The sequence below is a fragment of the Ruegeria sp. ABV4_181 genome (assembly GCF_056158465.1).
This window is the reverse complement of record NZ_JBSWTI010000002.1, coordinates 1,191,554-1,213,177: the sequence shown is the minus strand read 5'-3', so window position 1 is coordinate 1,213,177 and position 21,624 is coordinate 1,191,554. Positions and strand designations below refer to the sequence as shown.

Here is a 21,624-nt window from a genome sequence, read left to right as displayed (position 1 = left end):
GTTAGAACCGGGACTTGAAGAAATGCGTCAGCGTCGCGCCGGTTTCAAAATAAGCGCGGCGCAGACCGGTCCAGCTTTCACGATATTCGGCAATTGCTGGCACCGGCAGCAGCGACGGATCGTTGCTCAGCAGGCTCTTGGCCGCCAGCCTGCCGAACACGGTGCCCGGCCCGATCCCACGCCCGGAATATCCGTGCACGGACAACGCATCGGGGCCGATGTGCGTGAGTTTCGGGATATGGTCCGACGTCATCGCAATGCGCCCATGCCACCCTTCGATCAGCGGCTGATCCGCCAGTTGCGGGTATAGTTCGGCAGTTTTGCGCCTGATCCAGGCCGAATGCGTCGCGCCGCCTGCATGGTCCAGATCGCCCATGGCGCCGATGAGGAACCTGCCGTCCTGATCCATCCGAAACGAGGTCATGATCAGGCCGGTATCCCAGCAACCTTCACCCCCTTGCAGGATGCTGGCGCGCAGATTGTCGGACAAAGGGGCGGTGGCATATTGGAAGTAGTATACAGGCACATATGCGGGTGCTGTATTAGCCAGATTCTGGTGATAGGCGTTGGTCGCCTGGATCACCGATTTGGCGCGCAACAGGCCCCGGCTGGTTTGCAACACCCAGACGCCGCTTTCGTGCCGCATGGTCTCAACCGGGCTGTACGTGCAGATAACGGCTCCGGCCTCGGCGGCGGCGCGGGCCAGCCCCCGGACATAGGACAGGGGCTGGATTGTGCCGGCGCGCGGATCAAACAGCGCCCCGTGGAACACGGCACTGCCGGTCCGCTGACCGGCCTCTTCTTTGGACAGCAGCTCAACCGGCGCACCGGCTTCGACCAGCTGGGCGTGACGGGTTTGCAGATCCCTGTAACCCGCCTTGGAATGCGCACAGTGCAGCGTTCCGTTTCGCACGGGCGCGCAGTCGATCCCGTGCCGGTCGATCAGGTCAAACACGTCCGAAGGCGCCGCCGCCAGAATGTCGATCAGCCGGTCCCCGGCCTCGGCCCCCAGATGCGCGCGAATCTCTGCGGGTGGCAGCCACAATCCGGCATTGGCCAGCCCGACATTGCGCCCCGAACCGCCATGACCGATTTCATACGCCTCAAGCAGACAGACCGACGCGCCGGCCTGCGCAGCCGTCAAAGCGGCAGAGCAGCCGGTATAGCCGCCGCCGATCACCGCCAGATCGACGGTGATTTCGTCGGTCAGTGGGGCGCTGTCGACATGCTCACGGCAGGTTTTGCGCCAGAGGGACTGATCGTGGTCGCTCACTTCGCACTCCTGAAAATTGCGCGGATCATCGGGGCAGCATCAGCCGGTTGCAAGCGCCCTTTGATCGTCGCGCCCCATGGCGATCAGGAACGGGTTGGTCTCTTGCTGCGCCTGAAACGCGGCCTTGTCACCCATGCCCCGCCAGTCTGACAGGACCAGTGACTGCGCCACCGCGCCGCCCAGCGTCCCGCCAGGTCCCGTGACGATAAAGAGGTCCGGTGCGAATTCCCGCGCTGCTGTCTGAATGGTCCGGGTGAAATCATAGGGTTCCGTCACCTGATGGCCCAGAGTGTATTCCCACAGTGCCTGCGTATCGGTCGCGCCGGGCCACCAGATCTTCCCGCGCCCGTCAATCAGGGGGTGTTGGGGCTGGCCAAACAGCTCCGCAGCCAGACGCGCGCGCCCTTCTGCGGCAACGGGCGCCTGCAAAGGCGTGTGAAACGCGGCATGGTTCGCCAACCGCATCGGGAAACGCTCCTGTACGGTGGGCTGAGAGGTTTCGAAAGCCGTCTGCCCTTTTTCGTTGCCTGCCAGAACCAGCATCCCGCCCAGATCGATGGAAAGGGCCAGATCGTGCCCGCCCTTGGCATCAATCCGCGCCACATCCGCCAGCAGCCCGGCCTTGCGGTTAGGGTCGTTCTCCCATGTTACACCGGTGAAGGGGTAGACCAACTGCCCGCCGATCAGGTAATCCTGCATCAGCGTTCCCATCGTATTGACGACCCGGAACCCATCCTGCGGCGACAGCGCGCCACCGGCGGCCAGAGCGATATACCACCCCATCGAGTTGCCGGTGACCGCAACCACCTCGATATCATCTGACAAAGCCTGCGCGTCGGCCAGCGAGGCGGCGTAGATCAGGGGCGAGGCGACATCGCCGCGCGAGTATTTGGAGACGGTATACCGGGTCGCGCCGTCCAGTTCGGTCACGGCCTCCTGCCCGGCCTCTTTCCGGATGGCGTCAAAGCCCTGAAACATCTCTATACGATCGGCATGATGTCGGTGCAGGTAACCCAGTTCCGGTTTGTTATAGGTCCCCCGGCCGGGGCAGATGACAACTGCGGTGCGGGTCATGCCTTGCCTCCGGTCAGGTTCAGTGCGGCAGCCACGATTCCATCTTTCGACGGCAAGGGGGCCGCGTAGGCCGGGCCCGTCGCGATAAAGCAGTCTTCGGCCACGACGCGGGCGATTGGGGTCGCGGGGCTTTCTTCGGTGAAGAAGGTCATCAGCGCCTCGGACTGGCTACCGGTGCGGCGGCATTCGTCCACGACCAAAACATGCGCGCATGACCTGGTGGCGGCGCGCAAGGCGTCGACCGGCAAAGGCGCCAGCCAGCGCATGTCGATGATCCGGGTCTTCACGCCGGCCTCTTCAATCTCGGGCAGCGCCTGTTTCGACAGATAGTGCCCATTGCCATAAGTCACGATGGCCAGATCGGTGCCATCCCCATGAACGTCCACCTCGCCCAGTGCGGTACGCTGGTCCGGCGAAGGGTAAATGGTCATCCAACCGCCATCCTGGGCGTCGTGCAGATCGCGCATGGGGTACAGTGCGATGGGCTCCAGAAACACTACGACCCGCTGTTCTTCACGCGCCAGCCGCACGCATTCACGCAGCATTCTTGCGGCATCTGCACCGGTCGACGGGCAGGCGATAATTATGCCCGGAATGTCACGCAGCACCGCCAGCGAGTTGTCATTGTGAAAATGGCCGCCAAAACCCTTCTGATAGCCCAACCCGGCAATGCGCAGCACCATCGGGTTGGTGAACTGCCCGTTCGAGAAAAACGGCAGCGTCGCCGCCTCACCCCGTATCTGATCCTCGGCATTGTGCAGATAGGCGAGGAACTGAATCTCAGGGATCGGGACGAACCCGTTATGCCCCATGCCGATGGCCAAACCCAGAATGGATTGTTCATCCAGCAGCGTGTCGATCACCCGGTCCGGGCCAAACCGCGCCTGCAGTTTCTGCGTCACGCCATAGACACCGCCCTTGCGGCCCACATCCTCACCCATGCAGACGATCTCGCCATGTTCCAGCATCAGATCGGTCAGCGCCCAGTTGATCAGACGGCTCATGGGTTGCGGCTCAGCCATTGCCCGCATGTCGCCGCCAAACGCCCTGGCCCGTGCTTCATCGCCGGGTCCGTTGGTGGGTTTGCAGGCACGCTTTGGTGGGATCAGGCTCGCCATCACCTCCTGCGCACTGGCCAGATGCGGGCGGGTCGCAGCCTCAGCTGCGATCCGGTCGGTGCGGGCGCAGGTCTCTTCATAGATCTTCAGCGCCTGATCCGGTGAAAGCGCCCCGGCCTGATCCAGCAGGCGTACCGAGTGCAGCAGGGGATCGTTGGCCTCATCCGCCTCGACCTCGGATTTCGGCAGGTAGGTGGTGGGCACGTCCGCACCCGCATGACCGTAAAGGCGAACGGTTTTCAGATGCAGGAATGCCGGATTGCGGCGTGTCCGCACATAGTCGGCGGCTTCCTGCGCCACTGCATAGGTCTCATAGATATCCAGCCCGTTGGCCTGAAAATACCTGATGCCGGGGCGATGCTCCATCGAGGCCTGAATCCAGCCCTTCGGCGTTTTGACCGAAATGCCGATCCCATTGTCCTCGCATACAAACAACAACGGTAACGGCGTGGACTGAACACTGGTCCAGCCTGCCGTATTGATGGCCCCCTGTGCGGTGGAATGGTTGGCCGAGGCATCGCCGAACGAACACATCGCAATCCCATCCGATGGCAGCTCCCGATGCTCTGGCTCATGCCGCCGCGCCGCGCCCAGCGCATAAGCCGCCCCAACGGCTTTGGGCAGGTGGCTGGCGATGGTCGAGGTCTGCGGCGGGATCATCAGCGCCTTGGACCCCAGAACCTTGTGCCGCCCGCCCGAGGTCGGGTCCTCGCGGGAACAGGCAAAACTCAGCAGCATATCCCACGCGATCTGCTGCCCCGGCACCTGTTCGGCGCGGGCGATCTGAAACGCGGCATCCCGATAATGCAGAAAGGCGATATCGCTCGGACGCAGGGCATGGGCCACCGCTGCCATACCTTCATGCCCGGAAGAACCGATCGTATAAAACCCCTGCCCCGCCTTCTGCATCGCCCGGCTGGTGCGGTCCAGTGTCCGGCTCAGAACCTGCGAGCGGAAGACGGACACCGCATCGGCCCGGTTCAGCCCCGGTTGCGGGGCAGCGCCACCGGGAAGGTCACGCGCGGCGACTCGGGTCAGGAAATTGTCGTGAACGATCTGGGCGCGGTCCATACGGGTTCCCCGGCTTGGAAAAGTTAGAGCTTTGCGGTTGCCGCCGCGATGCGGCGCACCCCTTCTTGCAGGCTTTCCGTGGCATAGGCAAAGGAAAGCCGCACATGCCCGGGCATCCCAAAGGCACGCCCCGGCACCACGGCCACGCCCGCCACGTCCAGCAGATGGCGGCAGAACTCGGCGTCTTCCGGCATGCGCGCAGGGGTCTTGGGAAAGACATAGAACGCACCCTGCGGAACGGCGCATTCCAGACCGGCGGCGTTCAGCCCGCGCACGACCAGATCGCGGCGCGCCCGCATCTCGCGGCATCGCACAGCCAACAGGTCCTTCGGGCCGGTGATCGCAGCAAGCGCCGCCGCCTGCGCGATGGAACATGCGCCTGATGTGATCTGACCCTGAACCGCTGCCATCGCCCCGATCAGCGGCGCAGGTCCGATGCCCCAGCCAATACGCCAACCGGTCATCGAATACGCTTTGGACACCCCGTTCACAGTCAGCGTCCGATCGGCCAATGCCGGAACGGCCTTCAGAAATGAGGTAAACGGCACGTAGGACAGATGTTGGTAAATTTCGTCGGATATCACCCAGACATGCGGGTGGTTTTCCAATACGGCACCCAAAGCCTGTAACTCGGGCAGCGAATACACCGCCCCGGTCGGGTTCGAGGGTGTGTTCAACAACAACCAGCGCGTACGCGGGGTGATCGCCGCCTCCAACTGCGCGGGCGTCAGTTTGAACCCCTGTGTCTGCGGGCAATCCAGCACGACGGGAACCCCACCCGCAAGCCTGACCATGTCCGCGTAGCTGGTCCAGAAAGGGGCTGCGGTGATGACCTCATCCCCCGGGTTCAGGGTTGCCATCAACGCGCCGGACAACACCTGTTTGGCACCGGTCGAAATGATCACATTTTCGGCCTGCATTCCGGCGGTGTCGCCGATGGCCGCACGCAATTCTGGAACGCCCGCTGTCGCCGGATATCGGGTCTGCCCGTCCAGCGCGGCTCGATGGGCAGCGTCGATGACATGGGTCGGTGTCGGAAAGTCCGGCTCGCCCGTACTGAGCGCAATGACGTCCACGCCCTGCGCCCGAAGGCGGGCCGCCCGTTCCGAGATCTGCACGATCTCCGATAGCTCGATTCCGCGCAGCCTGTCCGCTCGCTGAAAACTCACGATCCTGTCCTGCACGGTCATGGGGCATCATCCACGCTGAAATATCTGCATCTATATCGGGCTGGCGCGGCGCAAATGCCAGTGATATTCCGTGCGAAAGGTATGAGGAATTGTCATATGATCGCCCCACGTCGCTTTCTGCCATCGATCCCGTCGCTGCTGGCGCTGGAGGCCGTTGACCGGCTTGGCAGCGCCTCTGCCGCCGCCGAAGAGCTTTCCCTGACGCAAAGCGCAGTCAGCCGACAGCTCAAGTCGATGGAGGAGCAGTTGGGCGTCGACCTTATCCAGCGCAGTCAGATGCGGCTGCACCTGACACCGGCGGCACAGGAATATGTCCGTGTCGCCCGAACCGCATTGAACCAGCTTGCGCAGGCGTCCCTGAAGCTCAAGGCCAACCCGACCGGCGGATCGCTGAACCTGTCGATTCTACCGGCGTTTGGTATGCATTGGCTGGCCCCGCGACTTCAGGACTTTGCCCGCCGCCACCCCGAGGTGACGGTGAACCTGAACACCCGCCTGAGGCCATTCGATTTCGACGCCGAGCATTTCGACGCCGCCATTCACTTTGGCCAGCGGGACTGGGCCGGCGTGAATTACCTGCCCATCATGCGCGAAGACGTGCTGCCGGTTTGCGCCCCGGGCTTGCTGCCGGACATAACCGACGACATCGGATGGCTGGAACAAGCGCCCTTGCTTCACCTGGAGACGCGGCCCGATGCCTGGGAAAGATGGTTCGCGGCGCAGGGCCGTGACGTCCAGGGGATACGCGGGATGCTGTTCGATCAGTTCTCGACCATGGGTCAGGCCACCATTCACGGGTTGGGTGTGGCGCTCTTGCCCAGCTATCTGGTCGAAGAAGACCTGAAAGCCGGACGTCTTGTGCAAGCCTGGCGCGGACCGGGTGTCAGCCTGGGAGATTTCTATTTGGTCTGGCCGCAATCCCGCGCGGAATCGGAACCGCTCAAGTCCTTTCGGGCGTGGTTGCGCGGGCAGGTTGACGCAGCACAGGTGGTTTCGGTCCGATAAGTTCGGGTGCCCGCGCAATAACTGCGCGGCCTTCGGCCTTGCGTCCTGCGGACGGCGGAGGCCGGGCCGGCGCGGGCTGCGCCCGCGCCGGCCCGGCCCAACAGAAGGAGACGTTTCGTCAGAAACTTCGACGACTGGCGGGAGAAGCCACGTCTTGATTATGTGTCCAGCGAGCGGGCTATCAGCTCTTTCATGATCTCATTGGTGCCGCCGTAGATCATCTGAACCCGCGCATCCGCATAGAGGCGGGCGATCGGGTATTCCATCATGAACCCATAGCCACCGAACAGTTGAAGGCATTCGTGCATGACCTCATTCTGCACTTCCGACCCCCAGTATTTCACCATCGAGGCCGTCGCCGCATCCAGCGTGCCGGCTTCAAGACGTGCGATGCAATCGTTGACAAAGCTACGCAGAACTTCGGCTTTGGTTTTGCATTCGGCCAGCTTGAAGCGTGTGTTCTGGAAATCCATCACGCGCTGGCCGAAAGCCTTGCGTTCCTGCGTGTATCGGACGGTCTCGGCAATGGCGAAATCAATTGCGCCCAGCGCGCCGATGCCAATGGTCAGACGCTCCCACGGCAATTGTTTCATCATCTGATAAAACCCCTGCCCCTCTTCCGGACCGATCAGGTTGGTCATCGGAACCTTAACGTCCTCAAAGAACAGCTCGGCGGTGTCGTTCGCCTTCATACCCAGCTTCTTGAGGTTTCGCCCCTTGCGGAACCCGTCGGCGCCGTCGGTTTCCACGGCGATCAAGGACACACCTTTCGACCCCAGGGCCTTGTCCGTCTTGCTGGCCACCAGGATCAGATCCGCCGACTGCCCGTTGGTGATGAATATCTTGGACCCGTTCAGCCGGTAGGAGTTTCCGTCCTTTTCGGCGGTCGTCCGGATGGATTGCACATCCGAACCGGTTCCGGGTTCGGTCATGGCCAGCGCCCCGACCATTTCTCCGGATGCCAGCTTGGGCAGCCATTTCTGCTTTTGATCCTCGCTGCCATAAGCGGTTACATAATGGATCACGATCGACTGGATGGCATATCCCCAGCCCGAGTCGCCCTGGGAGGCCTGCGCGTACATCGTAACCGCATCAAAGCCAATTCCGCCGCCAACGCCGCCATATTCCTCGGGGATCGCGCCGGCCAGCAGTCCCATATCCCCGGCCTTGCGCCAGAAATCACGGTCCACGACCCCCTGGTCGTTCCAGCGCTCGATATTGGGTGCCAGTTCATCGTCCATGAAACGGTTCGCCATCTCGGCGAACATCCGATGTTCCTCGGTTGCCCATCCGGCGGTGGTGGTGAAAAGCGACATACAGCATCCTCCCGATTCAAATTTCGGTCAGAGTAGCTTTGGACTTTGCGCAATCCAATCCGTCCATCGGATTGCTACGCAACGTCTTTTTCGCGTCTGCGCTGATACAGCGGCCCCCGTGGCCCGGTCAGGCCAGGGCGGCGTCCAGTAAAACCCCAGCCGCCGCCTTGGCATCGCGCGCCGGATCGCAATTTTTCAGAAGAACTGCCGTCACGATTGCGCCTTCCTTCAGCAGCAGCACCTGACAACCCAGCTTTTCGGGATCGCGGGCGCCGGCTTTGCGGGCCAGATCCGTGAAGTATTCCAGCAGCAGGCGCTTGTGTTCGGCGGCCTGCGCGTGGATCGGATGGTCCCTGTCCTGAAACTCAGCCCCTGCCTTTATGAACATGCAGCCGCGAAACCCGTCCTCTTCAAACCACTCGCTGAGCGCGTCGAAACTGGCAAGCAACTGATCGGCCGGGGTGTCCGCCAGTTCTTCGATCCGGCGCAGGAACCAGTTGCGGAAATTCTCGTCCCGCAGCCGCAGAACTGCAAGTATCAGCTCCTCCTTGGTGCGGAAGTGCTTGTACATTGAGGTCTTCGACACCCCCGTTTCCGTCACCAGCTTATCCATTCCGGTGGCATGAAATCCATCGCGGTAAAAGACCTGCAACGCTTTGCGGACCAGTTCGTCGCGTTTGTTCGGGCGCATGATTCGGCTCCTGAGTGTACTGATCTGTACATAATACGCTTCGGTTCGAACCACAACCTCAACGCGTTTTTCTTTTATTTTCAATGGAATTTTCGGATCTCAGGACTGCCCATAGAAAAAACGCAGAAAAATCTCTTGAAAAAAATTACCGATCTGTACACATTAAACTTAAGATGTACCGATCTGTTAACCTTGGAGCAGTCAGATGCGACGCCGTGCCAGTCCCTTTTCATCCCAGTACGTCCCCTTCCTGTTGACCCTCGCGCTGATTGCCGCCTCATTGACATGAAAGACCAAGACATGAGACGCCCCCCTCTGCCCCCCTTCACGCAAGAAACCGCAACGCAGAAAGTGCGCATGGCAGAAAACGGCTGGAACAGCCGCGACGCGGATGTGGTTACCCCCGCCTATTCCGATGACAGCCAGTGGCGAAACCGGGCTGAATTCCTCACCGGGCATGACCAGATCCATGCCTTCCTGACCCGTAAATGGAACAAGGAACTGGACTATCGGCTGATCAAGGAATTATGGGCGTATTCCGGCAATCGGATCGCTGTTCGCTATGCCTATGAATGGCGCGATGACAGCGGTCAGTGGTTCCGGTCCTATGGAAACGAGAACTGGGAATTCGCTGAAGATGGACGCATGGCCAATCGCCACGCATCGCTGAACGATTTGCCGATCACAGAAGCCGAGCGGCTTTTTCACTGGCCCCTGGGCCCGCGCCCCGACGATCACCCCGGCCTGTCCGAATTGGGGCTCTGAAAGGACATCCGATGCCACGCGCGTTTTCCGAACTGACCTTCACCCCTGCCGTCCGCGCCCATCAGGAGCGGATGGGCTCTGCGAAAACCTACGCGCGGTTCATCGCGGGCGGCCCGCAGCAGGGGCATGAGATTGGCCAGGCGGAGAAAGCATTTATCGAGGCGCGGGACGGGTTCTATCAGGCCACCGTGTCCGAGACCGGCTGGCCCTATGTTCAGTATCGCGGCGGGCCGGGCGGGTTTTTGAAGGTTTTGGGTGCCCGGACCCTCGGCTATGCCGATTTCTCGGGCAACAAACAGTATATTTCGCGCGGGAATCTGGACGGCAACGACCGGATCGCCATGATCCTGATGGATTATGCCAACCGGGTGCGCCTCAAGATACTGGGACGCGTTGAATTCTCCGAGGGCGCTGCCGCAGCCGCTGGCCTTTACCCCGACGACGCAGAGGCCCCTGCTGAACGGGCCGCCATTATCCATGTCGAGGCGCTGGACTGGAATTGCCCGCGCCACATAACGCCCCGCTTTACCGAAGCCGAGCTTCGTCCGCACCTGAATGAACTCGGGGTGCAACTGGCGCGGCTACAGGCCGAAAACGAAAAGTTGAAACAGCAACTGGCAAACCTGTCCTGACCCGACCGGGTCCGAAACGGCAGCACGTCATTTCTACAAGGAAGCCCCATCATGCCGCGTTCTACGTTAAATGTCGCCAGCGTTTGCCTTGTAGGCTTTGTGTTGTTTTCCGCGGCTCTGATGCTTGGGTTTTTTGCGTCGCCGGAAGCTGTGCGCACATCTCCGCCCGGGTTGTACAATTCGCTTCTGCTGGAGCAGCTGGCGCGTCGGTAAGTCCTGTTTTTTCGGCGGTCCGGCGTCTTGCCATCAAAGAAAGATCACCTTACCTCTTGACCTTCCCGTGACTGGAACCCTCATCTGGAGGGTAATGATAGCGCAGGATGAGTCGGATGGCCGCTCCACAAACGATCCAGTTGAAGATTACAGGTATGGGATGTGCCTCTTGCGTAGGTAGGGTGGAATCCGCCCTGCACGGCGTTCCCGGCGTGACCGAAGCATCGGTGAATTTTGCGACCGGGTCCGCGCAGGTTGCGCATGACGGTCCGGTCAATGCGTTGACCGACGCGTTGTCCGGCGCCGGGTATCCGGCTGCGACCCGGCAGACGACCCTGAAAATCGGCGGTATGAGTTGCGCCTCATGCGTGGGCAGGATCGAAAAGGCACTGTTGACCGATCCGGCCGTGATCGAGGCGCGGGTCAATCTGGCGACCGAAAGCGCAACCGTCACCTACATTGACGGAGCAACCGATCCCCGAAATCTTGCCAAACTGTCGGAGGATGCCGGATATCCCGCCCGCGTGGCCGATAGCATCAGCGAAGACAGGACCGATAGCGAGAAAACGGCCGAGGCCAGTGCCCTGACGCGCGCAACAGTATTTGCGGCGGTTCTGGCACTGCCGGTATTCGTGCTGGAAATGGGTGGTCATATGATACCTGCCTTCCACCATTGGGTGCACACGACCATAGGAACGCAGGCCAGTCACCTGATTCAGTTCGCGCTGACCTCGGTGCTGTTGCTGGGACCCGGGCGGGTGTTTTATGCAAAAGGCATCCCCGCCCTGTTGCGCGGATCGCCTGATATGAATGCGCTGGTCGCATTGGGGACCGGTGCTGCCTATCTCTATTCGGTCACGGCAACCTTCGCGCCGCAGGTTCTGCCGCAGAGCAGCGCCAACGTGTATTTCGAAGCGGCCTCGGTCATTGTGGTCCTCATCCTGCTGGGACGCGTGATGGAGGCCCGGGCCAAGGGCCGGACCGGGGCCGCGATCCGCAAACTGGTGGGGTTGCAGCCCAAAACAGCGCGGGTCGAATTGGACGGCGTGACGCTGGACCGCCCGATTTCCGACATCGTGACCGGCGATATCGTGCAAATCCGCCCCGGGGAGCGTGTTCCCGTGGACGCCGAGGTGCTTGAAGGCACCTCTTATGTCGATGAAAGCATGATCACGGGTGAGCCGGTGCCGGTGGGCAAATCCCCTTCGGATCAGGTGGTGGGCGGCACTGTCAATGGCACCGGTGCGCTGCGTGTTCGCGCCACGCGGGTTGGGGCGGATACAGTGCTGGCACAGGTGATTCATATGGTGGAACAGGCGCAGGGCGCCAAGCTGCCGATTCAGGGGCTTGTGGACCGGATCACCGCCTGGTTCGTGCCCGCGGTGATTGGCGTGGCCCTGTCGACGATTGCCATCTGGCTGATCTTTGGCCCTGCACCTGCTTTGCCGATGGCATTGGTCACCGGCGTTTCCGTGCTGATCATTGCCTGCCCCTGCGCCATGGGGCTGGCCACACCGACATCGATCATGGTGGGCACCGGCCGCGCCGCAGAACTGGGCGTGCTGTTTCGCAAGGGCGACGCGTTGCAGCAGCTACAGCAGGCCAGGGTCGTCGCACTGGACAAGACGGGCACTCTGACAATGGGACGGCCCGAATTGGAAAGCGTTCTGACGGCCAACGGTTTTGAACGCGACGACGTGCTGCGACTGGCCGCTGCGGTCGAGGCGCGGTCGGAACATCCGATCGCGACCGCGATCACCCGCGCAGGTCCATCGGAACAGCCGGCGCCTTCGGATTTTGCATCCCATACCGGTCTGGGGGTTCAGGCGGTTGTCGAAGGGCGCAATCTGCTGATCGGTTCACCCAGATGGATGGCGCGCAACAGCGTGGATCTGACCGATTTGACACCTGAGGCAGAGCGGCGTGCGGCTGAAGGGGCCACACCTCTGTTTGTTGCGATTGACGGTCTGGCGGCGGCTTTGCTGACCGTGTCCGACCCCGTCAAACCCGGCACCGCACAGGCGCTGGACCGGTTGCATGCGATGGGCCTGACGCTGGCGATGGTGACGGGCGACAATGCTCGCACAGCACAGGCACTGGCTGACAGGCTGGGCATCGACCACGTCACGGCCGAGGTGCTGCCCGATGGCAAGCTGTCTGCAATCAACGCCTTGCGCGACCACTTCGGCACGTTGGCCTTTGTCGGCGACGGCATCAACGACGCCCCGGCTCTGGCGGCGGCAGATATCGGTGTGGCCATCGGCACAGGTACCGATGTCGCAATCGAAACGGCGGACGTGGTTCTGATGTCCGGCGACCTGCGCGGCGTCGCGAACGCGGTGGACATCAGCCGCAGAACCATGCGCAACATCCGGCAGAACCTGGTCTGGGCCTTTGGCTACAACATCCTGCTGATCCCCGTGGCCGCCGGCGTGCTGTTCCCATTCAGTGGCCATCTTCTGTCGCCCGCTCTGGCAGCAGGGGCCATGGCGCTGTCGAGCGTCTTCGTTGTCTCGAATGCGCTGCGGTTGCGCCGCGTCCGGCCCAACCTGCCGGATGGCCCAAGCGAACATACAACCCAAACGGTGACCTCATGAATATCGGAGATGTTGCAACCCGGACCGGCCTGCCCGCCAAGACGATCCGCTATTATGAAGATATCGACCTGATCAGACCTTTGCGCGACGACAACGGCTATCGCAGGTTCCGCGACAGCGACGTACATAAACTGAACTTTCTGGGCCGCGCCCGCGCTCTGGGCTTCACCATCGAGGATTGCCGCACCCTGATGGCACTGTACGAAGACGAAACCCGCGCCAGCGCGGACGTCAAAAAGGTGGCTCGGGCGCATCTGGCCCAGATCGAGGCCAAGATCGCCGACCTGAACGCGATGCGCGACACGCTGGGTCACCTGATCGACGCCTGCGCCGGGGATGACCGACCCGATTGCCCGATCCTGCAGGATTTGGGTGGCAACGGTTAGCACGGGGTTGCCCTTTGGCCGCAGCTTTGCTTTGTCTCTGCGTAACATTCCGGCCCGATGAAAAAGCCGGCCGCCGGACAGCAGAGAGGATCACCAAATGGCAAAAGTCGCGTTCTTGGGTCTGGGCGTCATGGGGTATCCCATGGCCGGTCACCTTCAGACAGCGGGTCATGAGGTAACGGTTTACAACCGCACCGCCGCTAAGGCCGAGGCCTGGGTGGCGCAGTTTGGCGGCGCATTGGCAACTACACCGCGCGAGGCGGCAGAGGGTGCTGAATTCGTGATGTCCTGTGTTGGCAATGACGACGATCTTCGAATGGTATGCACCGGCGAAGACGGTGCGTTCCACGGAATGACCGAAGGGGCGATCTTTGTGGACCACACAACCGTTTCCGCGAAGGTGACGCGCGAGTTGTTTGAGGCCGGAAAGTCGCGGGGCATCGCCTTTGTCGACGCCCCGATCTCGGGCGGGCAGGCCGGGGCTGAAAATGGCGTTCTGTCGATCATGTGCGGCGGTGATGCGGCAGCCTTTGATACGGCCGAGCCGATCATGCAGGTCTATGCCAAAATCTGTCGCCGCATCGGTGATTGCGGGGCGGGTCAAATGACCAAGATGTGCAACCAGATCGCCATCGCCGGGCTGGTTCAGGGCCTGAGCGAAGCGCTGCATTTCGCCGAAAAAGCCGGGCTGGACGGACGTTCCGTGGTCGAGGTGATCAGCCAGGGCGCCGCGGGCAGCTGGCAGATGGCAAACCGGTATGAAACCATGCTGGACGATCACTTTGAACACGGGTTTGCGGTCGACTGGATGCGAAAAGATCTGGGGATCTGTCTGGCGACGGCAAACGAAACCGGCGCCTCGCTTCCGGTGACCGCCCTGGTGGATCAGTTCTACAAGGACGTGCAGAAACTGGGCGGTGGACGGTGGGACACGTCTTCGCTGTTCAAACGGTTGCGCGCATTGGACTGAAGAAAGGGGGCTGTCTGCCCCCTCTTGGCCCCCCGGGCCAATTCACCCCCGAAGGTATTTTTAGCCAGATGAAGAGGATCACGGTGCAGACAGGACGGGATCTGATATGAGCGACACATGTGCTTTCTGGGCTGAGGCCCTGCACCGGCATTGGGGGCTGGAGGCCGGGCTGACACGGCTGGATGGGGAATATGACCAGAACTTTCTGGTCCGAGCCACCAACGGACGGGACTATGTACTGAAGGTGATGCGCGCAGGTTGCGAGGCTGACCTTGTCGACCTGCAGGTCAAAGCGCTGGCGCATATCGCATCCGCAGCTCCGGGATTGCCGTTTCCCGAGGTATTTCCTGATCTGAACGGGAATATGCTGCCGGAAATTGCAGATATGCTGGGCCAAAAGCGGCTTGTGTGGCTGCTCGAATGTCTGCCGGGGCAATGCTATGCCAAAGCTGCGCCCAAATCCGGGGAACTGATCCTGAAATTGGGCCGGGTGCTGGGCGCAACCGACAAGGCGTTGGAACGCTTTGCCCATGACGGCCTGCACCGGTCCGATTTCAAATGGGACCTGACACAGGCCGGTTGGGTCGCGGACCAGCTCGACGTCGCAACCGACCCTGCGCGGCGGGCGATATTGGCGGATATTTGCGACGGGTTCACCGCGATAGCGGATCAGTTGGCGCACCTGCCTGCACAGGCGATCCACAACGACGCAAATGACTATAACATTCTGGTCGAAGGCGAATTGGGCCAGCGGCAGAGCATATCCGGGCTGATCGATCTGGGCGACATGTGTTCAGCCCCGCGCGTCTGCGATCTGGCCATAGCGGGCGCGTATGTCGTGCTGGACCACCCCAGGCCCGAGCGGGCGCTGGCCGCATTGGTGCGCGGATACCACGCGGCCAACCGGCTGCGGGCGGATGAGGTCGATCTGATTTGGCCTCTGCTGCGGATGCGGCTGGCCGTGTCGGTCGTGAATTCGACCCTGATGGCCTCGGAAAATCCGGACGATCCTTACGTGACAATCAGCCAGGCGCCCGCGTGGCGGTTCCTTGAGAACGGAACTGTCAATGGCGGGCTGATGTCAGCACGGCTGCGGGCGGCCTGTGGATTGCCCGTGACGGATGGGGCGGAACGTATTCATGCCTACCTTTCGGAGCATCGTGGTCAGTTTGCCGAGATGATGGCGCAGGACCTGAACGAAGCCACAACGGGATCGCTGTCGGTAGAGAACGCGACCTGGCCTCAAAACCCGTTTCACATGCCTCTGGAAGAGGCCGCGCGTGTGGGGGAGGAGTTTGGCGAGGGCCTGTGGCTGGGCTATTACAACGAACCGCGTCTGATCTATACAGAGCCCGGGTTTCGCAAAGGGCCATGGAAGGCGTCGGACCGGCGCACCGTTCATCTGGCCGTGGATGTGTTTGCCCCGGCGGGTACTGTATTGCACGCGCCGATGAGCGGACGGGTCGAGGCGGTCGAGAACCGCGCGGCGCATCTGGACTATGGCGGTGTCGTGATCCTGCATCATGAAACGCCCGAAGGTGATCCGTTCTATACGCTCTATGGTCATCTGGACCCTGAGGTCTGCGACCGGCTGAAACCGGGCGATCCGGTGGCGCAGGGTGCAGCCTTTGCTCGGCTCGGCGATGCCAGCGAAAACGGCGGTTGGGTGCCTCACGTGCATTTCCAGCTGGCCCTGACCACGGACGGGATGCAAAACGACTGGCCGGGGGTTGGTGATCCTGACGAGATGGACCTCTGGCACGCGGTCTGCCCCAACCCGGCGGCCTTGCTGAACCTGCCGGATGACAAGGTGTTCTATCGGCCGACCGACAAGCAGGCGATCCTGCAGGGGCGGCAGGATCATTTCGGCGGCAATCTGTCGCTGACTTATGACGATCCGGTGATGCTGGTGCGTGGTTGGAAGCACCATCTGTTCGACGAATGGGGGCGCCCTTATCTGGACGCCTACAACAACGTGCCTCATGTGGGTCACGCGCATCCGCGCATTCAGGCGGTCGCGGCCGATCAGTTGAAGCGGATGAATTCCAACACCCGCTATCTTCACCCGGCTCAGACGGCATTTGCTGACAAGATCCTGTCAAAGCTGCCCGATCATCTTCAGGTCTGTTTCTTCGTCAACTCGGGCACCGAGGCGAACGAACTGGCCCTGCGGCTGGCCCGCGCGCATACCGGGGCCAAGGGAATCGTGACACCGGATCACGGCTATCATGGCAACACCAATGCAGCCGTTGCGATCTCGGCCTATAAGTTCAATAAACCCGGAGGGATCGGTCAGGCCGATTGGGTCGAACTGGTCGAGGTGGCGGACGATTATCGGGGGTCGTTCAAACGTGACGATCCCAACTGCGCCCAGAAATACGCTGACCTCGTAGACCCCGCGATTGCCGCCTTGCAGGACAAGGGACAGGGCGTGGCCGGATTCATCGCCGAGACCTTCCCCTCGGTCGGTGGTCAGATCATCCCCCCCAAGGGCTATCTGCCTGCGGTTTATGAGAAAATCCGGGCCGCCGGCGGGGTTTGCATCGCCGATGAAGTTCAAACCGGACTCGGACGGCTGGGCGAGTACTATTTCGGCTTTGAACATCAGGGCGCGCTGCCGGATATCGTTGTTTTGGGCAAACCCATCGGCAACGGCCATCCACTAGGCGTGCTGGTCACGACCAGGGAAATCGCGCAGAGCTTTGACAACGGGATCGAGTTTTTCTCGACCTTTGGCGGCTCGACCCTGTCCTGCCGGATCGGCAAAGAGGTGCTGGACATCGTCGATGACGAAGGGTTGCAGGAGAATGCCCGCATCATGGGCGCGCGTCTGATGGAAGGGCTGCGCCGGATCGAGGCCGATTTCACCTGCGTCGGCGACGTGCGCGGCATGGGTCTGTTTCTGGGGGTGGAACTGATCAACCCGGACGGGTCGGAAGGCACGGAAATCTGCAAATACGTCAAGAACCGGATGCGCGATCACCGTATCCTGATTGGCAGCGAAGGTCCCAAGGACAATATCCTGAAGATCCGCCCGCCCCTGACCATCGAGGCCGAGGATGTGGACATGATCCTGTGGGCGCTGCGCGAAGTTCTGTCCGAAGTCGGCGACTATGCCCCGGCACCCGCGTGCGATCACGACCATCACCATGCCGGGTGCGGGTGCTGCTGAGCTGCGACCCCGGCAAATGTTGCCGGGGCTGCGCCATCACCGCTCAGTGCAGCATGGCCGAGGGGGTCTGATGGCCGGTTGTCGGCACCGGGATTGATGCCGTCATTCGTCGCAGGGCCAGACCGAGCTCTTCGGACAATGACGCCAGCGCCGGCGCAAAATCAGGGCGCACGATCAGCGACGCCATCATCATCGCGTCTTCACGGGCGCCTTCAGATGCTGCGGCGATCATCTGGGCGAAGCAGTTTTCATCCGCACCCAGGCAGGAACAGTTCAGCCCGTGGCGAACCAATGGCCGCCGGCCGTGTTGGGCGCAGAGAGCGCATAACCGGTCCAGCGTCATCATCGTGGCTTGGCCCTGATCGACGCCCAGCGCGATCTCGAAATCATGCGCCGCATCTCTGCGACCGTGCGCGCCGTCGCTCCACAATCGCAGGTACATGACGGCACCGGCTTCGATCGGGGTCAGATCGGACAGCCGCCCCACCGCAGCCCCGCCGCGTGACGAAGGCGCGCTCATTTCGTCAGGATCAGTTTACCGGCCCGCGTGATGCGCAGCGTGTACAGCTGGTCGCCCAGTTCGATATGGGCCAGATTCCCACCTTTGGTCAGGTCTTCGGCCTTATGAGCCGGAAGCATGGAAACCGCATAGGACTGGCCGGGATTCGGGTTCTGCACATTCATCAGGACAACTCCAGAAGTTTTCGGGCGAAAGCCATAGTCTGTTCGCGTTTTTGGTCGATCTGGCTGACCCGGCTGAGGGTTGGCTGATAGCTTCCCATTTAATCTGATTATTTTAGTCAGGTATGTCAAGCCCCGTTATACGGCACCACATAGATTGCGCAGGTTTGTCCGGCGCGATACGTGTTGCGCAGATATCCATGCAATGAGGCAGCAGATGCGCGCGACAATCATGTTCGATCTGGACGGAACCCTTGTGGACAGCCTTCCCGATATCGCAGGGGCTGCGAACAGGATGTTGCAGGACGCCGGTGTCGCGCAACTGCCACAGGAAACGGTGAAACATTTTGTGGGCAACGGCCTGCCCAAACTGGTTGAACGTGTCATCCGCCATTGCGGCCTGCCGATGGACCACCATGCGGATCTGACCCGGCAAACCTTGGCACATTACAATGCCGCTGCCTGCGTCAAGACGGTTGCCTATGCCGGTATACCGCAGGCGCTGGATCAACTGCGCGCGATGGGATGCGTTCTGGGCGTGTGCACAAACAAACCTGAAGGACCAGCGCGCCATGTTCTGCAAGCTCTGGACCTTGCGCATTATTTCGATGCCGTCCTTGGCGGCGATAGTCTGAGCACCCGCAAACCGGACCCGGCACATCTTGAGGCCAGCTTTGACGCCGTCGCGCCCTCCGGCCCCCGTCTCTTTGTCGGAGACAGCGAAGTTGACGCCGAAACCGCCCGGCGGGCGCGGGTTCCGTTTTTGCTGTTTACCAACGGATACCGAAAAACACCTGTCGCGGATATCGCCCACACCGCCAGTTATGGCGACGCATCCGAGTTGCCCGCGCTGGTCCGCGAGGTGGTGCAAAAGCTGAGCCAGACCACCTGAACAGGAGCCTGGCCCAAGCCGTCTCAGGGATGAATGGAAACGGTATCCGGAGGGTGACTGAGGGGCCGGCCGAGGGGGTAAGAAGCCAGCCCCTCACAGGGGGAAAAGTGGTATGGTCCGGAATGACCCTTTCGATAATCAATACTTAACGAATCGGTCCGAAACTAGATATTGGGGGATTCCCGTAGACCCCGAGATGACGTTGAAATCGCAGCGACTTTTTCTTGCATTCATCGACGAAAATACGTGAACCGGGTGCAAAGCGCCCAATACTCGCTGCCTGTCACGCGAATCCTGCCCGGGACGGGATCAGCAACTCAGCCAGCCACTGGCCGGCTTATGCGCCTGAATTGCAGGTGCCGAGGAAGCCGCCGTCGAACATCGGATGCCCGGGGTCATAGGTGACCTGTGCGCGTGGCGTCACCCCAACGATCTGAAGCGTGTCGTGTGCATTGGTGGGGGCTTCGCTGCCCTGCACCACAGGAACATCCTTAAAGCACTGGTGATCGGCACCGCGATACAAGGTCGGGCCGTTGCCAAGCCCGCCAAATTCAAAATCCTCCAAAGCTTTGATCACGCCGCAGGGGTTGAAAGTTCCTGCGCGTTCGCAGGCGTCGGCATACAGCAGAGTCTGCGCGTAACAGGTCTGCGCCGCATTCGAAGGGGGCTTGCCGTATTTCGCCTGAAACGAGTTGACAAATGCCTTTGTGCCTTCGTCCTGCAACTGCCAGTTCCAGTTCACCGAACCCATCACACCTTTGATGCTTTCCCCCGCCACGGCGGCCGTCAGTTCAGTGACCAGCGGCACGACGATCCGGAAATCCCTGCCGTTGGCAACCTGATCACGCAAACCGAACTGCATCGCGCTGACCAGCGCGTTCACCATACTGCCGCCGTAATGGTTCAGAACCAGCACATCTGCGCCCGACTCCAGGATAAGGGGCATGAAGGGTGAAAAATCCGTTGTCGCAAGCGTCGTCCGCAAGAATTTGACCGTTTCCCACCCCACGGCCTCGGTCGATGCGACCATCGCCTTTTCCTGGCTGCGTCCCCAGTTGTAATCGGCTGTCAGGTGATAGGCGCGGCGTTCACGGCCCAGTTCGGTCGCCAGTACCGGGGCCAGCGCGTCGGCCGACATTTGCGCATTGAAGAAATGACGGAACCCATTGGCCTTTCGATCCCTGCCGGTCACGTCGTTGGAATGGGTCTGACCGGCCATGAAGACAACGCCCGCCTGCTGACAGAGGTCCTGAACCGCAATCGCTACGCCCGAAAACGACCCGCCGCCGATCATGACCGCGCCGTCATTTTCGATCATAGATTTGGCAGACTTTCGCGCCACGTCCGATCTGGTTTGCGTGTCACCGGTGACAAATTCGACCTTTTTTCCAAGGACTCCGTTCCCCGTCAGCGCCTTGGAGGTAAAGGTGCTCCGACACCCGCCGTCGCCAATGCCGTTCAGGTGGTCAACGGCCAGTTGCTGCGCGCGCAACTGGTCCTCGCCCTCATCGACATAAGGTCCGGTCAGCGGGACATTGAAGCCAAAAACCACCGAAGGGCCCGTCGGCTCATTCGTATAAGCGGCGACTGACGCGGCGGTAAAGATCGTGGGCAGGGCCAGACCACCGGTTGCGGCAGCACCGGTTTTCAGCAGCGCGCGGCGTGAGACAGATCTGTTGGCCATTCAATCCTCATTATCCTTGCCTGCATCCGGCGGCTGGACGGTCAGCGTTACGGGACATTGCCCGGCGCAAAACGCGTATGTCCATTGCCGTTAGAACAGGCATATCAACCTATTCAAAATGCGCCGCCGATTTGCAAATGAATATCAAGGGAAAGCCCCGGATAAGGGGGCCGGTCGATGTTCGCCAGCCACAGTTGCTAAACCGTAACCCCCCGCAATACCTGATCGCGTGAGAGTTCCGACTTGGCGCCGGAGGTCAGAACCGCGCCGCGTCTGAGGACGACAAATCTATCGGCGAGGTCATATGCGAAATCGAAATACTGCTCAACCAGGACAATCGCCATTTTACCCTGTTCTCTGAGGTGGCGGATGACCTCTCCGATTTGCTGGATGATGTTGGGCTGGATGCCTTCGGTGGGCTCGTCCAGCAACAGAAGCTTTGGCCGCGTGATCAGCGCCCGTGCGATGGCCAGTTGTTGTTGCTGTCCGCCGGACAGATCGCCGCCGCGCCGGTTCTGCATTTTCCTGAGAACCGGAAACAGGTCGAAAATCTCGTCCGGAACGAAATGCGCATTGGCGGGTAAACAGGCAAAGCCGGTTTCCAGATTTTCGCGCACACTCAACAACGGAAATATCTCGCGGCCCTGTGGCACATAGGCGACGCCCTTCCAGGCCATGCGATGTGCGGGCAGGATGCCCAGGTCTTCACCGTTCAGACGCAACATTCCGCCCGAGCGAGAGTGCGTGCCGGATATGGCTTTGATCAGGCTGGTCTTGCCGACGCCATTGGTGCCCATCACACAGGTCACCTCACCCTTTTCAGCCCGCATCGAGATGCCGTTGAGTATTTGCGAATGCCCGTAATGCAAGGTCAGATCGGTTAGTTTCAACATC

Annotated in this window: 18 protein-coding genes; 8 read left to right on the top strand and 10 right to left on the bottom strand. The window is 61.2% G+C overall.

Annotation, left to right across the window (positions count from 1 at the left end; translation table 11 throughout):
* Position 1 precedes the first annotated feature (1 nt).
* The 4 genes from ACXAC3_RS06105 to ACXAC3_RS06090 are packed head-to-tail and all read right to left on the bottom strand — an operon-like array spanning position 2 to position 5,726.
* Positions 2–1,273 carry an NAD(P)/FAD-dependent oxidoreductase gene (locus tag ACXAC3_RS06105; RefSeq protein WP_475157879.1) on the bottom strand — a complete coding sequence of 424 codons (1,272 nt, stop codon included), beginning with the start codon at positions 1,271–1,273 and terminating at the stop codon, positions 2–4.
* Positions 1,274–1,312: 39 nt separating this feature from the next.
* Positions 1,313–2,347, bottom strand: coding sequence for an ACP S-malonyltransferase (locus ACXAC3_RS06100; protein WP_475157878.1), 1,035 nt, complete (start codon positions 2,345–2,347; stop codon positions 1,313–1,315).
* Positions 2,344–4,536 (bottom strand): dehydrogenase E1 component subunit alpha/beta, encoded by a 2,193-nt coding sequence (locus ACXAC3_RS06095; protein WP_475157877.1) that lies wholly within the window; start codon positions 4,534–4,536, stop codon positions 2,344–2,346. Before ACXAC3_RS06095 ends, ACXAC3_RS06100 begins: the two co-directional genes overlap by 4 nt.
* A gap of 23 nt (positions 4,537–4,559) precedes the next feature.
* On the bottom strand, positions 4,560–5,726 hold the full coding sequence (locus ACXAC3_RS06090) for a pyridoxal phosphate-dependent aminotransferase (protein WP_475157876.1): 1,167 nt from the start codon (positions 5,724–5,726) through the stop codon (positions 4,560–4,562).
* Between the two features lie 96 nt (positions 5,727–5,822).
* Between ACXAC3_RS06090 and ACXAC3_RS06085 the strand changes: the two genes are divergently transcribed.
* Complete coding sequence (locus ACXAC3_RS06085; protein WP_475157875.1) at positions 5,823–6,731, top strand: LysR substrate-binding domain-containing protein; 909 nt, start codon at positions 5,823–5,825, stop codon at positions 6,729–6,731.
* Between the two features lie 158 nt (positions 6,732–6,889).
* On the opposite strand, the gene ACXAC3_RS06080 is transcribed toward ACXAC3_RS06085, so the two are convergent.
* Entirely contained in the window at positions 6,890–8,047 is a 1,158-nt protein-coding gene (locus ACXAC3_RS06080) for an acyl-CoA dehydrogenase family protein (RefSeq protein WP_475157874.1), read from the bottom strand.
* Between the two features lie 127 nt (positions 8,048–8,174).
* Positions 8,175–8,738, bottom strand: a complete 564-nt coding sequence (locus ACXAC3_RS06075) for a TetR/AcrR family transcriptional regulator (RefSeq protein ID WP_475157873.1) — start codon at positions 8,736–8,738, stop codon at positions 8,175–8,177.
* Positions 8,739–9,038: 300 nt separating this feature from the next.
* Here ACXAC3_RS06075 and ACXAC3_RS06070 point away from each other — a divergent pair, with 300 nt between their 5' ends.
* The 6 genes from ACXAC3_RS06070 (at position 9,039) to ACXAC3_RS06045 (ending at position 17,473) form a co-directional block, all read left to right on the top strand.
* A complete protein-coding gene (locus ACXAC3_RS06070; protein WP_475157872.1) occupies positions 9,039–9,503 on the top strand; it encodes a nuclear transport factor 2 family protein in 465 nt (154 codons plus the stop codon).
* 11 nt (positions 9,504–9,514) lie between these two features.
* On the top strand, positions 9,515–10,135 hold the full coding sequence (locus ACXAC3_RS06065) for a pyridoxamine 5'-phosphate oxidase family protein (RefSeq protein ID WP_475157871.1): 621 nt from the start codon (positions 9,515–9,517) through the stop codon (positions 10,133–10,135).
* Between the two features lie 329 nt (positions 10,136–10,464).
* Positions 10,465–12,945, top strand: coding sequence for a heavy metal translocating P-type ATPase (locus ACXAC3_RS06060; protein ID WP_475157870.1), 2,481 nt, complete (start codon positions 10,465–10,467; stop codon positions 12,943–12,945).
* Positions 12,942–13,331 carry a Cu(I)-responsive transcriptional regulator gene (gene cueR, locus ACXAC3_RS06055; protein ID WP_475157869.1) on the top strand — a complete coding sequence of 130 codons (390 nt, stop codon included), beginning with the start codon at positions 12,942–12,944 and terminating at the stop codon, positions 13,329–13,331. Before ACXAC3_RS06060 ends, cueR begins: the two co-directional genes overlap by 4 nt.
* Positions 13,332–13,428: 97 nt before the next feature.
* Positions 13,429–14,301 carry an NAD(P)-dependent oxidoreductase gene (locus tag ACXAC3_RS06050; RefSeq protein ID WP_475157868.1) on the top strand — a complete coding sequence of 291 codons (873 nt, stop codon included), beginning with the start codon at positions 13,429–13,431 and terminating at the stop codon, positions 14,299–14,301.
* Positions 14,302–14,407: 106 nt separating this feature from the next.
* Positions 14,408–17,473 carry an aminotransferase class III-fold pyridoxal phosphate-dependent enzyme gene (locus ACXAC3_RS06045; RefSeq protein WP_475157867.1) on the top strand — a complete coding sequence of 1,022 codons (3,066 nt, stop codon included), beginning with the start codon at positions 14,408–14,410 and terminating at the stop codon, positions 17,471–17,473.
* A gap of 43 nt (positions 17,474–17,516) precedes the next feature.
* On the opposite strand, the gene ACXAC3_RS06040 is transcribed toward ACXAC3_RS06045, so the two are convergent.
* The gene (locus ACXAC3_RS06040) at positions 17,517–17,993 is read right to left on the bottom strand and encodes a hypothetical protein (RefSeq protein ID WP_475157866.1); all 477 of its coding nucleotides are present in this window, start codon (positions 17,991–17,993) and stop codon (positions 17,517–17,519) included.
* Positions 17,990–18,157: a hemin uptake protein HemP gene (gene hemP / locus ACXAC3_RS06035; protein WP_475157865.1), complete on the bottom strand. Its 168-nt coding sequence runs from the start codon at positions 18,155–18,157 to the stop codon at positions 17,990–17,992. The genes ACXAC3_RS06040 and hemP overlap by 4 nt, the downstream gene beginning before the upstream one ends.
* A 214-nt stretch (positions 18,158–18,371) precedes the next feature.
* Here hemP and gph point away from each other — a divergent pair, with 214 nt between their 5' ends.
* Positions 18,372–19,046 (top strand): phosphoglycolate phosphatase, encoded by a 675-nt coding sequence (gene gph, locus ACXAC3_RS06030; protein WP_475157864.1) that lies wholly within the window; start codon positions 18,372–18,374, stop codon positions 19,044–19,046.
* A gap of 337 nt (positions 19,047–19,383) precedes the next feature.
* Here gph and ACXAC3_RS06025 read toward each other — a convergent pair whose 3' ends face one another.
* Complete coding sequence (locus ACXAC3_RS06025) at positions 19,384–20,730, bottom strand: substrate-binding protein (protein ID WP_475157863.1); 1,347 nt, start codon at positions 20,728–20,730, stop codon at positions 19,384–19,386.
* A 197-nt stretch (positions 20,731–20,927) separates the two neighbouring features.
* Positions 20,928–21,623, bottom strand: a complete 696-nt coding sequence (gene urtE, locus ACXAC3_RS06020; RefSeq protein WP_475157862.1) for an urea ABC transporter ATP-binding subunit UrtE — start codon at positions 21,621–21,623, stop codon at positions 20,928–20,930.
* Position 21,624: the final 1 nt, after the last annotated feature.